Origin of the sequence: Dyadobacter diqingensis, from assembly GCF_024220585.1 — a bacterium.
In the GTDB taxonomy this organism is placed as follows: Bacteria; Bacteroidota; Bacteroidia; order Cytophagales; family Spirosomataceae; genus Dyadobacter; species Dyadobacter diqingensis.
Window position 1 is genome coordinate 494,420 of record NZ_JAMXKF010000004.1, and the last position, 13,546, is coordinate 507,965.

The following is a 13,546-nucleotide window of genomic DNA, read 5'->3' on the forward strand; positions in this document are numbered from 1 at the left end:
GCCAAAGCCAAAAGGTTTCTACTGTTTGTAATAGCACGGTTGTAAAGAATTTGTGAGTTAGGAATTATCTTCAATAAGCCTGTTTCGCATAAAACCTATTGTTATCAATAACGAACAACTCGTTTAATATTTATAATTTGAAAGAGAGATATGCATAACGTTGGATGCATATCTCTCAGATTTAAAAGGATTTAGACCAATATCAACGCATAAGCAGCTCAGTAGCCCGGATTTTGCGTCAGTTTTGCATTGATCAGAATCTGCGGGGCAGGAATAGGAAGCACATATTCACTTTCCGTGTAAACATAATCCGTTGAATTGAAAGGAACATTTCCCCTGTCTACTGTCGGTTTGGCTCTTTCCGCAGCACCGTGAGCATTCATAAATGTAGCCCATTCGGCCGGCGTTTTGGTACGTTTCAGGTCAAACCAGCGTTGGTTCTCAAAGGCAAGTTCCAGACGACGTTCTTTTAAAACCGCTGTTCTGAAAGCAGTCTTATCCAGTCCGGTAAGGTCGGTCAGGCCTGCACGTTTTCTGATCTGGTTAACATAGCCCAAAGCTTCACCCGTTGGCCCTGATTGCTCATTGATCGATTCAGCCAGCATCAATAACACATCTGCGTAGCGAAGGATCGGCCAGTTGGTATTGGTGCGCCCTACAATCGTATGCGGATAATTGTATTTGCTTACGAAGGGAACCGGATAAACTTTTCCATCCAGCGTGAAACTTGGTTTCAAAGAAATATCCTTTCTTAGATCGCCTGTTTCGTAGGTCGCCATAATGTCGTTGGTAGGGACATTTCTACCGCCGTTGGAGCCTGCTGAGAAACCCGTAACCGCACCTTTCGAAACCCTTGGAGCGAAAACATACTCGAAAGTACTCCATTCCCCAAGGTCATTATCACCCTGATACTGGATTTCGAACACTGATTCGATACCGTTCTTTTTCGAAGGTGAAGGATCGAAATTGTCCGCATAGTTGGTATTAAGGGCATAATTTAACGCTGTTACTTGTTTTAACGTTGTTATAGCGTCAGCATATTTCTTATTAATCAGGTAAGTTTTACCCAATAAACTAAGTGCTGCGCCCTTGGTCGCTCTACCCTTGTCTCCAGCAGCTGCATAAGCCGCTGGCAGAAGGGCTACCGCTTCTTTCAGGTCTTTTTCAACCAGCGCCCATACATCAGCCTGCGGTGATCTTACCAGGTCAAAGGCGGGATCAGGCGTCGCCAGTGTTGAGGTAACGATGATCACATCGCCGAAATACTGAACAAGATTGAAATACATATAGGCACGAAGGAATTTCAACTGGCCCTCGATTTCCTTTTTCGGCGCATCGGCAATGGTAGCGTTCACCATTTTTTCAAGCGTCAGATTGGCGTTGTAAAGCGCTGCATAATAGCCGTTCCAAAGGTTGGCAATTTCGCCGTTTCCGGAATTGACTGTCGAGAACTCGAAGGCTTCCCAACCACCGGCCCCACCGCGGTCAGAGGGGTTCAGGTCAATGGTGGTGTTGTCGGTTTGAAACTCTCCGAATATGTAGGCGGTGTTCGTAAGCGACTGAACCTGGCTGTATACACCGCTGAGGGCTTGTTTTACCTGAGCTTCGTCTTTATAGAAAACATCAACGCCTACTTTCGTTGGGTCGGTCTGATTCAGGAAATCTTCGCTGCATGAAGACTGAAAAAGACCCAGGACTATGATAGCGATTATGGCTTTATTTTTCATTTTCATCGTTTTTAGAAGTTAACTTTAAGACCCGCAGAAAATGTTCTCGGAACAGGATATGACTCATCGTCATTATTTAGCTCCGTTCCACCTCTTACGCCCGCATCCGGGTTGTTTCCGGGATATTTGGTGACAATCAGCAGGTTGGCTGCATTGATGAAAATGCGCGCATCTGATAAAATCCCGTTGATCTTTGGAAGTGTGTAGCCGATCGTTACGTTTTTTACCCACATGTGCGTTCCGTCATACACGTAACGCTCACTACTTTCACGGGACCATTTGAAATAGTCTGTACCGCCCTGTGAATGTTTGTCGTTCGGATTAGGCCCTGGGTTTTCAGGAGATCTCCATCTGTCTTTTGCTTTTTCCAGTACGTTGAAAACGCCATCCATATTCATCGTTGAAGCCTCAATGTTACGGTAGACGTCGAATTTGTAAGCACCCATCAATAACACGCTCACATCGAATCTTTTATAGTCAGCACCAACGGTCCATGCCCAGTTAAACTTAGGGTTTGGGTTACCAATTTCAGTCATATCCTTGGTATCGTACGAAACAATACCGTCAGGTCCGCCATCAGGTCCACCGTGCAAATCCGCGAATTTCATGGCACCGGGAATAGCTCCATCTTGTTTTGGTGCTGCATCGATCTCAGCTTTGGTGTTGAAAATTCCGAGTTTGCGATAACCAAAGATCATCCCGATCGGTCTGCCAACCTGCTGAATATTATAACCACCATACTGGCTTCCCTGTAAAATGAAGTCGTTTTGGCCACGGATTGCTAATACCTTGTTCCTGTTAAAGGTGATATTACCATTGGTTCTGATATTCACCTGCCCTACTTTGATCCTGTAATTGACCGCCACTTCGACACCTTTATTTTGTACTTTACCAAGGTTTTTTAAAGTTGTAGTAAAACCTGAGACCGCCGGGATATTATAACCTAACAACATATCATCCGTTATTTTTTTGTAATACTCAACGGTGAAAATCAACTTGTTGTTGAACGTTGCAAGGTCGAAACCGATATCCAGCTGATCTGATTTCTCCCAGGTCAGATCAGAGTTCGCGAAGCCGATTACCGTTTTTCCGGATGATAAGGTGTTGTTAAACACATAGTTATTTAATCCCAGAAATGCTAAGCTGGCATAGTTACCATCGTCTCCGGTATTTTGTCCCACACCAAAATTGTTGTTGGCGGTCACGCGATAGGTGTTATTTCCAGTTTTACCCCAGCTGGCGCGTAATTTAAGGTCAGTTAACCAGGGCGTTTTTGGGATAAACGGCTCTTCTGAAATTCTCCATCCGACAGACGCAGCCGGGAAATTACCATACTGATGTCCTTCGCTGAACCTGGAACTGCCTTCGCGGCGCATTGTAGCAGAGAACAGGTATTTGTCTTTGAATGAATAATTTAACCTGGCCAGATAAGCAATCATCGTCCATTTTCTTTCAATGGAATTGGACGAACGAATTGTTCCACTTCCTAAATATGGAACAAGGTCATCCGGGAAAGTGTTGGCAGAACCATACAATCCCTTTGTCGTTTCCTGTTGGGCACTATATCCTAACATGGCATCAAAATGATGGTTCTCGCCAAAGTTTTTATTGTAAGTAAGAAGCTGATCCGCAGCGTAGTTTCTTAGCTCCTCAGAGTCGTCACGCTCCGAAGCGATCCTTGGCGGCGCTCCTGCACTTCCTGTGGCAATAGCCAACCCGATTGTGGAAGGCACATACTCCTTGTAGGTATTGTAGTTGATTTTTGCATTTAACGAAGATCTGAATTTTAACCCTTTCGCAAGATTCAACTCGATATAACCATTGGAAAGGATGTCGGCGATGTTACGGCTCCGCTTGATGTTTTTGAGCATATACAATGGATTGGGAAATCCAAAGATGTCTCCAACACCGTTGTAGTAAGGAATCAAATCTCCTTTTTCGTCGTAAGCAGGATATCTTGGATCGCTGATTAACGTCAATCCAACCAAAGCACTGCGTCCGTCGGTACTGGCAAGATTTGATTTTGAGTAGCTGCCGGCAACGTTGAAACCCATGGTTATGAACTTGTTAATATCGCCAGCCAGATTGGTACGTACCGAAGCACGGTCATATCCAGTGTATTGCAGCGAACCATCTTCTTTGTAATAACCCACAGAAACCACTGATTTTATCGGGCCTTTTCCGGAAGACAAAGTCACGTTCACATCTTTGTACGGAGCATTGTTGTGCAGAATCAGATCAAACCAGTTGGTTGAATACTTGGTATTTTCAGGGTTTCGAAAATCTACCGGAATGTCCTCATTAGTAGGCTGTTTCCCATTTGCGAGTACGTAGCGTCCAATAAAAACTTCCTTTTTAAACTGCGCAAAATCTTTGCCGTTTAAAACGTGGGTCTTTCTGGCGTCCGGTATATTCTGGATACCATAATCAAACGATACATTCAGGCTGGTTTTACCTTCCTTCGCAGCTTTGGTTGTAATTAAAACCACACCATTGGAGCCTCTTGCACCGTAAATGGCCGTTGAAGCGGCATCTTTCAGGATGGAAATTGTTTCGATATCGTTAGGGTTCAGGTTTTGTCCAACCGAGATACCAACCGGAAAGCCATCGATAACGTAAAGGGGGTCACTGCCAGCGCCCAATGAGCTGATCCCGCGGACCTTTACTTCAAACTGCTGACCGGGTGTTCCGCTTTTTTGTTTGATGATTACGCCAGGTGCTTGTCCCTGTAACATTCTGGTTACGTTTGACTTAGGAACTTCTCCGATGTCGTCCATACTGATTACGGAAACAGCGGAAGTGATGTCGCGTTTTCGCTGGGTACCATAACCCACAACAACCACTTCTTCCAGAGCTTTGGAGTCTACTACAAGTTTCACATCCAAAGTGGACTGATTGCCTGCCGGAATTTCTTTTGAAATATAACCGACAAACGAGAATACAAGTATTGCATTTCCCTGGTCAGGAATGTTGATCGCGTAAGAGCCCTCGCTGTCCGAAACGGTTCCGGTACTGGTTCCTTTGATGATAACACTTACTCCTGGAAGGCCCTGGCCGGTTTCGTCGGTAACTTTTCCTTTAAGGTTTCGTTCGGCAGAAACATCGGATAAAGTGCCGGAATTCGGCGTTGCGTTACTGTTGGTCAGGATGGTAGTTGATAAAAAAATACCAAGCAATGCCCCGGATACCATAGATCCAAGTGGATTGCACGGCCTGACAAAGTACATTTTTAGTCGAATTAGATTCATAAAAATGAAATTTTAAGAGATGGAATAATAAAACTTGCACGCTTCACTGTTATGTAAAAGGTCTTTTTTAGCAGATAAAAGGGAGGTGCCGGTGCTGAATTGTGGCTAATCATCACCCGATTTTCTTCGTTTTTGTTTATATCATATAGGCTGAGTTAGTGGTTAAATGAAAGATTATGTAAAGGGAATTGTAATGCCTGGGTACCTCGCGGTTGTTTTAGTAAATCAATTTAGCATTCGTGAACACGATGTTTTTTGCAAGAAGTTGAGTAATTGAATGTGAAGGGTTTGTTATCCTGTAAAGCTCTGACAATGAAGCTGGTTGTTTCGGGACGACTCATTATATGCCAAAAAACACCACTCTGAACCGGATCAGAAGGTGTTAAAAGATCTGACTTATCAAGATGAACTTCACCGGTAAAACATTTCGTGACGCTTCGAAAACAAGTGTCAAAAAATAGTAAAGCGGGAAATCGAACGAAGTTTTTAGTAAAATTTATAATCATCAGCTAAGAATTTATACATGATACGGACCGGCGATTTTCTTGTTCTCCAAAAAGGAATATCTACAGAGTATTCAGGATATATTGATTGCTGAGACGGACAACGATGGTAAAGAATTGAATGTCAGTTAGGTGTAATTGCTTTTCAATTATAGTGCAACAAAGTAAAGGTATTGTACTACGGTAAGACATATTTTATTTGATATTAAATATGCATTTTTTGATATTATCTATAACGAAGGTTATAGGTGACCGGATAATTCAAGGCGGTTAAGCCCTGGCCAGGTATACCAGCGGTATCAAAAAAGACAAGCCTGATCATTGTGGTGATCAGGCTTGTCGTTGAGGTTGGGTATTTTCAATTAAGAGAGAGCTGCCATTTCCAAAAAAGCGGCAAATTCGATTGCTGACTTTTTTCTGTAAACATCAGTTGGCCAGGTAATTGTCGCCTGTCTTTCCATTTCGTCCCCAATGATCGGAACTGCAACAAGCGAAGGATAATTGAATAAAGAAGTTTTCATCAAAACCGTACACCACTTTCCTGTATCTACAAGTTTCAGCAGCATGTCGATATCGTTCATTTCCATAACGATATCAGGAATTACATTCACCTCCGAAAGTGCTTTATCTAAAAATGCACGAATACTATATCCTTTAACCGGCAGAACAAGTGGTAGTTTAGCCAAATCAGCGATAGTCGTGGTTTGGTGGGCGGCACAAGGATGATCCTGATGGGCGATCAGAGATAACACGGATTTAAAAAGCGGATAAGAAACATAACTTTGGGTCTGTCGGACTGATACAAAAGACAATGCGAAGTCCAGTTTCGACTCCGAAATTAATCTTAGCAGCGCATCTGAAGTACCAAATTCAATAGTGATTTTAATTTTAGGGTATTTTTCGGAAAAACGAATTAAGGCTCGGGTGAGCAATGGAGAAAGGCCATAAGTCAGCCCGATCGTTAAGGAACCGGCCTGAATATCACTAAGTTCCCTGATCATTGCCCGCCCGTCTTCCGACTTACGCACGGTATGAATTGCGTGTGGCAAAAATAATCTGCCCGCTTCTGTCAAAAATACCCGTTTAGCAATCCTATCAAAAAGTGGAATCCCTAATTCATCTTCCAATTGTTTAATCTGCTGCGACAGTGTGCTCTGGCTGATGTTCAAAATTGCCGCAGCTTCGGTAAAATTCGACCGCTCTGCTGCCTTGATAAAATACTTAAGTTGTCTTAATTCCATTTTCGAATGTAGCGAAAATATACTTGTTATCGGAAATTTCGATCAATCTAATCGAAAAAAAGAGTTTAGACGATTGATTTTTCATTCGGACTTTTGGAGAAACAAAAACAAAACTTTATGGAAATCATACAAACACTAGAAAATGCACTCTCCCAATCAGAGGTAAAAGCGATTATCAACGCCCCAATCGAGAAAGTAAATATTGCCGATTGGTTGCTAAACCTTCCCGATGCCGAGTATCAGCGTTGTTCTACTAAACACATTGGCGCGGCAATTTCGGCAACTTTCGACGGCCAGCCTGTTTCGCTTAATGTTGAAACAATTGGAGACGCATTGATGGTGCAGCATTATGTTGCCCTGGTACATCAGCCTGATTATTGTAAAATGTTGTCGGTATCTGACGCGATCAGCTCAAACGGGAGAACCAAGGTGCAGGTTTTATGGGAACTTCGTGCTACAAAAATTGATGAAGATACCTGTGAATACAGCAATACAATTCATGCAACAGCCACCCCTGAATTTTTCGATTTCATCAAAGAGCACAACATCAGTTTGGGAAAAGCACAAGAATCAAGGCAACTGGCCTCCGACGAACATAATCGCGAAGAAACTCCCTTGTTCGCCAAAAGTATTGAAAACAAAGCATTGACCGGAAAATACAATCAGCCATTTTAACCCTGGTGTTATGGCTTTGTCAGATTAAGAGATAAGATAAATATCCGGGATCAATTGGGCGGCTCTACTTGAATTCCTGAAATGTTCCGTCGGAATAGAAGATCAGAATCCGCTCGACTTTTTTTTCTTCCGGAGCCGGGTATTTGTCTCCTCTGAGATTTTCATGTGTGGGAATCTGATGGGCGCCGTTATTTCTACGGGATTCTGAGTGGCTGGAAATACCACTTTTCTGACCGTTAAAAAGGGTGTAATTATCTGCTTTAAAAGGTTTTATTTCACTGATAGATTCCGGTAAATCTTCGTCTTCCAAAATCCAATTAATACCCAAATCCGGGAATCTTCGTATGATTTTCTGAACAATGTCCAAACTTGGTTTATTCCTACCGGCAATGATGTGAGAAATGCTTGATCGCTGTATTCCGATCTCATCAGCAAAGTGAGAAGGTGATATATTTTTGTCAACCAGTATTTGCTTTATTTTCTCGTTCAAATCCATAGTATACAATATTAAACAGCTGCACATTTGTAAATCACTACTTACAAAAATAAATAAATTTACTTTTGTAAACAATACAAAAGTAAATTTTATAATTTAAGAATGTAAATTACGAACACAATTGTGAATTTACATTACTATTTACAATTGTAAACTTGTTGATTACGTGTATTTTATGTATTTAATCTCAGAGTTAATTAAGTAAATAAAAAAAGTGCGATACCCTTGACGGATATCGCACTTTAATAAATTAAATACCTGGATGTTAACTATGGTATTAATATTATACAGAAAGTTAAACTGTAACGTTGTTTTCGCGAAGTGCTTCGTTTAAAGAAGTCTTCAAATCTGTGCTCGCTTTACGCTTTCCAATGATCAATGCACATGGAACATTGTAGGTTCCAGCCGCAAACTGCTTAGGCAATGTTCCCGGAATAACAACAGAATCAGCAGGGACAAAACCCTTATATTCGACAGGTTCAGGACCTGTTACATCAATGATTTTAGAGCTGCCTGTGATGGTTACACCAGCGCCGAGAACGGCCCTTTTACCAATGTGAGCACCTTCCACAACGATACAGCGAGAACCAATAAATGCACCGTCCTCGATGATTACCGGAGCAGCCTGTACCGGCTCTAAAACGCCGCCTATTCCTACGCCGCCGCTTAGGTGTACATTCTTTCCAATCTGCGCACAACTACCCACCGTAGCCCAGGTATCAACCATCGTTCCTTCATCTATGTACGCACCGATGTTTACGTAAGATGGCATCAATACAACTCCCTTTGAAATATATGCGCCATAACGGGCAACTGCTGGCGGCACAACGCGAACACCCAGCTTATCATAACCTGTTTTAAGTTTCATTTTGTCGTGATATTCAAAAATACCAACTTCACTTACTTCCATCTGCTGGATTGGGAAATACAAGATGATGGCTTTTTTCAACGCTTCGTTTACTAACCACGAGCCGTCTTCCTGTGGTTCTGCGACACGAAGCCTCCCCTTGTCAACTTCTTCTATAATGTTTTTAATGATCTCAATGTTAGCTGGGTCTTTCAATAATTCGCGGTTCGACCAGAACTGTTCAATTTGAGTGTTAAGGCTCATGTTAAAGTAATTAATTAATTAAAAGTATTTAAAGTATTGTAATATAGATAGTTACGATTTGTTTAGAAATTTTCACTCCCTCCTATTGAATATAAATAATTAAACAATAGCATGAAGAGAAACACAGGTCCAATCGCAATGACTACCGACAAATATATAGGATTACAGGCAGTAAATAAAATGAAAATTCATCAGAGAATTAAATAGGAAAACTAATAAGTATCGGCAATACTAACTACATAAATTAGCAATTAATCGAAATTACTAAAATAATTAGATTAGTAATTTACTAAATTAAGTAGTTAATATCTTTAACTTAACTACTGTGAATAGACTATCTTTAATACTTTACGATTTTCCAATTATTCTCGAAAATCCTTTAAATCCGCGCTCATTTTTCTTAATATTGCCCTGTAATAACATAATCCTTATAAGCACATGTCAAAAGTTAAAGTTGCAATCAATGGTTTTGGACGTATTGGCCGTCTTGTTTATCGCCAAATCTATAACATGGAAGGCATCGATATCGTAGCCATCAATGACCTAACTAGCCCTAAAGTATTAGCTCACCTACTTAAATACGATACAGCACAAGGCAGATTCAATGCAGAAGTAACTTCTACGGAAAATTCTATCGTTATAAACGGTGAAAACGTAGTAATATATGCTCAGAAAGACCCTACCCTAATTCCATGGGGATCTCATGATGTTGACGTAGTTCTTGAATGTACAGGATTCTTTACAAGCAAAGAATCAGCAGAAGGACACATCAAGGCTGGCGCTAAGAAAGTTGTTATTTCTGCTCCTGCAACGGGTGATCTTAAAACAATCGTATTTAATGTTAACCATGACATTTTGGACGGTTCTGAGACAATTATCAGTGCAGCATCTTGTACAACGAACTGTCTTGCTCCAATGGCACAGGTTCTTGAAGATAAATTTGGTATCGTGAACGGGTTGATGACAACAATCCACGCTTATACAAACGATCAGAATACACAAGATTCTCCACACCCAAAAGGTGATTTGAGAAGAGCACGTGCTGCTGCGCAAAACATTGTACCTAACAGTACTGGTGCTGCAAAAGCAATCGGTCTTGTATTGCCTTCATTGAAAGGTAAATTGGACGGATCAGCACAACGTGTACCAACTCTTACAGGTTCTCTTACTGAATTAACAGTAATCCTGGGTAAAGAAACAAGCGTAGAAGAGATCAACGCTGCTATGAAGGCTGCTGCGAACGAAAGTTACGGATATACAGAAGATGAGATCGTGAGCAGCGATATTATCGGTATCAGCTACGGTTCTCTATTCGATGCAACACAAACGAAAGTTCAGAAAATCGGCGATACTCAATTGGTAAGAACTGTAAGCTGGTATGATAACGAAATGTCATACGTTTCACAATTGGTTCGTACTGTAAACTACTTTGCTACTCTTTTGAGTAAGTAATTAGTATTGCTAAATACTAAAAATCCCGGATCGTCGTCATGACAATCCGGGATTTTTTTTGCCTCAGAACTTATTACCCCTAAAAATGATCCGCACGTTCAATTTCCAGGATCATGAACGTACATGCTAAGCGATCATAACAGACTTAATGAATTTGATCGTATACCCTTTCGCGACGAAGATCTTTTCGTAATGCGTCTTCACACCGTGGTGCTCTTCGAGAAGCGGAGAATGATATAAGTCATCTGTATGTTCTACAATTTCGTATTTCCCCGAATTACTTATCGTTTCCAGACTATATTCGTACAAAAAAGTACTGTCCGTTTTCAGACAAAATAACCCATCCTTCTTTAAGTACTTCGCATAATTGCTTAAAAAGTCAGGATTTGTCAATCGTTTCGCTTCATCCCTGTCACGAACCTGCGGGTCCGGGTGAATAAGCCAGATCTCATCAAGCTCATTTTCCTCAAAAAACTCGTCTGAATACTGAATTCCTGCCCTTAAAAAAGCTACATTGGTTAACCCTGCTTCACTGGCCGACTGGCTTCCTCTGGCAATGCGGTCTCCCTTGATATCCATCCCGATAAAATTCTTATCCGGAAAAACCTGACCAAGCCCAATCGTGTACTCTCCTTTTCCACAAGCTAGTTCGAGTACGATCGGATTTTCGTTGTTAAAGTACAATTCATTCCACTTACCTTTAACCGAAGTATATAACGGTTTCCCTTTTTCAATGACATTGACTGCCTGGGCACTGAACTCGTAATGGTGTAATTTTCTTCTCGACATCTTAAATTAATTCAACAAACTATAACTGATTCAGATCTGCCACCACGAAAGTGCTCCCACCCACGTAGATCGTATCATCCGGATTTGATTCTAAAATTGCGGTCTCCAGGGCGATATTAACGTCGGGGTAAACTGACCCATACAAACCCACTTTAAGTGCTTCCTGTTGCAAATCTGACGCATTTAATGCACGCATATTGGACGGCTGGCAGAAATAATATTTCCCGTCCGTTGGAAACAGTTTTAAAATAGCCGAAATATCCTTGTCGGCCACAAAACCGATTACAAACCTTTTCTGATTTGACGGGATGCTCTTAAACTGCTGCATGGTATAACTTACACCTGCATAATTGTGCGCAGTGTCACAATACGCCAGCGGACTGTCACTCAATTTTTGCCAGCGCCCCTTTAACCCTGTATTGGCCACCACCGAAGACAAACCCTGGAAAACAGCTTCCTTCGAAATTTGAAGACCAGTCTTCCGCAATGAATCGATAGCTGTAATGACCCCACAAATATTTTTGAGTTGGTAAATCCCAGCCAGATCCAGTTTCAGATCTTCATATACCGTCACATTTGTCGCTCTGTCCCGGATATCCAAAGAAAGTTTTCCATTGTCATGACGGGCATTAACGGTTTCGAATAAATCAGATCCGTAACGAATTCCCGCATTTCTTTCCGAAGAAGCCTGATCAAATACGTCTGTGATCTCTTTATCCTGACGCTCACTGATCACCGCTCGTACATCGGGTTTAATAATTCCCGATTTTTCAAAAGCAATTTTACCAAGCGTATCTCCCAGGAACTGGGTATGGTCATAACTGACGTTGGTGATCACGGATAAAACCGGTGTAATTACGTTGGTCGAATCCAATCTTCCGCCCATCCCTACCTCAATCACTGCAATGTCTACATTGCACTTTTCGAAATAAGCGAAAGCCATTGCCACCGTTACCTCGAAAAAAGACGGACTTAAACTCTCAATGTAAGATTTATTAACAGCGGTAAATTCGCAAATAAAATCTTCATCGACACGAGTCCCGTTGACCTTTATACGTTCGGTAAATGACTTTAAATGAGGGGATGTGTACAAACCGACCTTATAACCGGCTTCCTGCAAAACCGAAGCCAGCATATGGGATGTGCTGCCCTTGCCATTGGTACCGCCCACATGAATCGTTTTGTACTTTTCCTGTGGATCTCCCAGATGTTTACAGAGTTGGAGGGTAGTATGAAGGCCCGGCTTAAAAGCACGGGCCCCGATATTTTGAAAGACTGGTAAACGACTATACAGATAGTCGATTGTTTCCTGATAATTCATTACTTATTACTGCGAACTGATTTTGAAAGTGATCGTTCCTGTTGACTCTTCCGGAACATTAGATGATTGGGAAATAAATGTAAGCTCACGAACTGCACTACGGTATTGGTTGACCACCGCATAGTCAGTCACTGTGGTGCTTTGCGTGATGATATTTTTAACCCGGCCATTTTTGTCAACCGTGATTTTAAAAGTGATTGATCCTGTTGCGTCAGATTTGTCATTCACAACCGGACGTCTGGACCACTTCCAGCCCGATAAACTTAGCCCCACAGCCGTTCCGCCACCGCCGCCTTCACCTTTGTATGTTTTTGCAAATAAACTGCCTGATTTCGCTCCTTTATCACCAAGGCCTTCTGCATCGTCACCGTTGTTGTTTCCGCCCACCCCACTTTTAGTCCCATTGGTACCATTACTGCCAGATTTACTTCCGGAAGATTTCGTAAAAAGAGCGTCTTTGTTAACAGCTTTTTCAGGCGCAGGCTTGGCCACAGGTGTCGAGGAGGACACACTTCCTGTTGATTTTTTAACATCTGTTTTTTCAGGCGCTTCCACCGGGCTTTCCACTTTTGATGTGATCGCAGGTTTTTCAGCAACCGTTTTGGTAGGCTTAACAGACTCTATTTTGGGTGGTGTCGGAGGGGTTGGCTTTGGCGTAGCGACAGATTTTCTTTCCTTTGTCTCTTCCGCTTCCGCACGCATATTTTCCCGCACCTTGGAATTGCTCGGTTTGTTGTAGGTCTGGATATCCCCTTTTCCCACTTTACTGGTACCATAATTAACTTCAACAAAAAGCTCCATTGGCTCAACCTTGGGTACCGAGCTGCTCAGGCGTATAAAGAAAAATATACCCAGCAAAGCAATGGTGATACCAAAAGACATAGCCCAGGATATTGCTATTCGCTGACGATCTTCTGCTTGTAATTCAAACATTGATTTTGATTCGTTTGTGATTTTCTGTTGAACGTAAATTTATGTCATTT

The 13,546-nt window shown here is 41.9% G+C and carries 10 protein-coding genes; 2 read left to right on the forward strand and 8 right to left on the reverse strand.

Features of this window, described 5'->3' with window-relative positions:
- Nucleotides 1–218: 218 nt before the first annotated feature.
- From M1L62_RS14330 to M1L62_RS14340, 3 genes are all read right to left on the reverse strand, one after another.
- Nucleotides 219–1,727 (reverse strand): RagB/SusD family nutrient uptake outer membrane protein, encoded by a 1,509-nt coding sequence (locus M1L62_RS14330; RefSeq protein WP_254560272.1) that lies wholly within the window; start codon nt 1,725–1,727, stop codon nt 219–221.
- 11 nt (nt 1,728–1,738) lie between these two features.
- Complete coding sequence (locus M1L62_RS14335) at nt 1,739–4,975, reverse strand: SusC/RagA family TonB-linked outer membrane protein (protein ID WP_310589975.1); 3,237 nt, start codon at nt 4,973–4,975, stop codon at nt 1,739–1,741.
- A gap of 865 nt (nt 4,976–5,840) precedes the next feature.
- Complete coding sequence (locus M1L62_RS14340) at nt 5,841–6,719, reverse strand: LysR substrate-binding domain-containing protein (RefSeq protein WP_254560273.1); 879 nt, start codon at nt 6,717–6,719, stop codon at nt 5,841–5,843.
- A 117-nt stretch (nt 6,720–6,836) separates the two neighbouring features.
- Between M1L62_RS14340 and M1L62_RS14345 the strand changes: the two genes are divergently transcribed.
- Nucleotides 6,837–7,394, forward strand: a complete 558-nt coding sequence (locus tag M1L62_RS14345; RefSeq protein ID WP_254560274.1) for a hypothetical protein — start codon at nt 6,837–6,839, stop codon at nt 7,392–7,394.
- A gap of 64 nt (nt 7,395–7,458) precedes the next feature.
- Here the strand turns inward: M1L62_RS14345 and M1L62_RS14350 are convergent, their stop codons facing one another.
- Nucleotides 7,459–7,890, reverse strand: a complete 432-nt coding sequence (locus tag M1L62_RS14350; protein WP_254560275.1) for a helix-turn-helix transcriptional regulator — start codon at nt 7,888–7,890, stop codon at nt 7,459–7,461.
- A 295-nt stretch (nt 7,891–8,185) separates the two neighbouring features.
- Complete coding sequence (locus M1L62_RS14355) at nt 8,186–9,001, reverse strand: 2,3,4,5-tetrahydropyridine-2,6-dicarboxylate N-succinyltransferase (protein WP_254560276.1); 816 nt, start codon at nt 8,999–9,001, stop codon at nt 8,186–8,188.
- Between the two features lie 438 nt (nt 9,002–9,439).
- On the opposite strand from M1L62_RS14355, the gene gap reads away from it, so the two are divergent.
- Nucleotides 9,440–10,453 carry a type I glyceraldehyde-3-phosphate dehydrogenase gene (gene gap, locus M1L62_RS14360; RefSeq protein WP_254560277.1) on the forward strand — a complete coding sequence of 338 codons (1,014 nt, stop codon included), beginning with the start codon at nt 9,440–9,442 and terminating at the stop codon, nt 10,451–10,453.
- Nucleotides 10,454–10,579: 126 nt separating this feature from the next.
- Here gap and trmB read toward each other — a convergent pair whose 3' ends face one another.
- From trmB to M1L62_RS14375, 3 genes are read right to left on the reverse strand one after another with little or no spacing between them, the layout of a single operon-like run.
- Complete coding sequence (gene trmB, locus M1L62_RS14365) at nt 10,580–11,242, reverse strand: tRNA (guanosine(46)-N7)-methyltransferase TrmB (RefSeq protein ID WP_254560278.1); 663 nt, start codon at nt 11,240–11,242, stop codon at nt 10,580–10,582.
- A gap of 19 nt (nt 11,243–11,261) precedes the next feature.
- Complete coding sequence (locus M1L62_RS14370; RefSeq protein ID WP_254560279.1) at nt 11,262–12,563, reverse strand: bifunctional folylpolyglutamate synthase/dihydrofolate synthase; 1,302 nt, start codon at nt 12,561–12,563, stop codon at nt 11,262–11,264.
- A gap of 6 nt (nt 12,564–12,569) precedes the next feature.
- A complete protein-coding gene (locus M1L62_RS14375; RefSeq protein WP_254560280.1) occupies nt 12,570–13,496 on the reverse strand; it encodes a hypothetical protein in 927 nt (308 codons plus the stop codon).
- Between the last annotated feature and the right edge of the window lie 50 nt (nt 13,497–13,546).

What these genes read in the sequence shown, in the direction of transcription:
- M1L62_RS14340 (WP_254560273.1), bottom strand. Translation starts at nt 6,719, where the DNA reads ATGGAATTAAGACAACTTAAGTATTTTATCAAGGCAGCAGAGCGGTCG.
- M1L62_RS14355 (WP_254560276.1), bottom strand. Translation starts at nt 9,001, where the DNA reads ATGAGCCTTAACACTCAAATTGAACAGTTCTGGTCGAACCGCGAATTA.
- M1L62_RS14370 (WP_254560279.1), bottom strand. Translation starts at nt 12,563, where the DNA reads ATGAATTATCAGGAAACAATCGACTATCTGTATAGTCGTTTACCAGTC.
- M1L62_RS14345 (WP_254560274.1), top strand. Translation starts at nt 6,837, where the DNA reads ATGGAAATCATACAAACACTAGAAAATGCACTCTCCCAATCAGAGGTA.
- trmB (WP_254560278.1), bottom strand. Translation starts at nt 11,242, where the DNA reads ATGTCGAGAAGAAAATTACACCATTACGAGTTCAGTGCCCAGGCAGTC.
- M1L62_RS14350 (WP_254560275.1), bottom strand. Translation starts at nt 7,890, where the DNA reads ATGGATTTGAACGAGAAAATAAAGCAAATACTGGTTGACAAAAATATA.
- M1L62_RS14330 (WP_254560272.1), bottom strand. Translation starts at nt 1,727, where the DNA reads ATGAAAAATAAAGCCATAATCGCTATCATAGTCCTGGGTCTTTTTCAG.
- gap (WP_254560277.1), top strand. Translation starts at nt 9,440, where the DNA reads ATGTCAAAAGTTAAAGTTGCAATCAATGGTTTTGGACGTATTGGCCGT.
- M1L62_RS14335 (WP_310589975.1), bottom strand. Translation starts at nt 4,975, where the DNA reads ATGAATCTAATTCGACTAAAAATGTACTTTGTCAGGCCGTGCAATCCA.
- M1L62_RS14375 (WP_254560280.1), bottom strand. Translation starts at nt 13,496, where the DNA reads ATGTTTGAATTACAAGCAGAAGATCGTCAGCGAATAGCAATATCCTGG.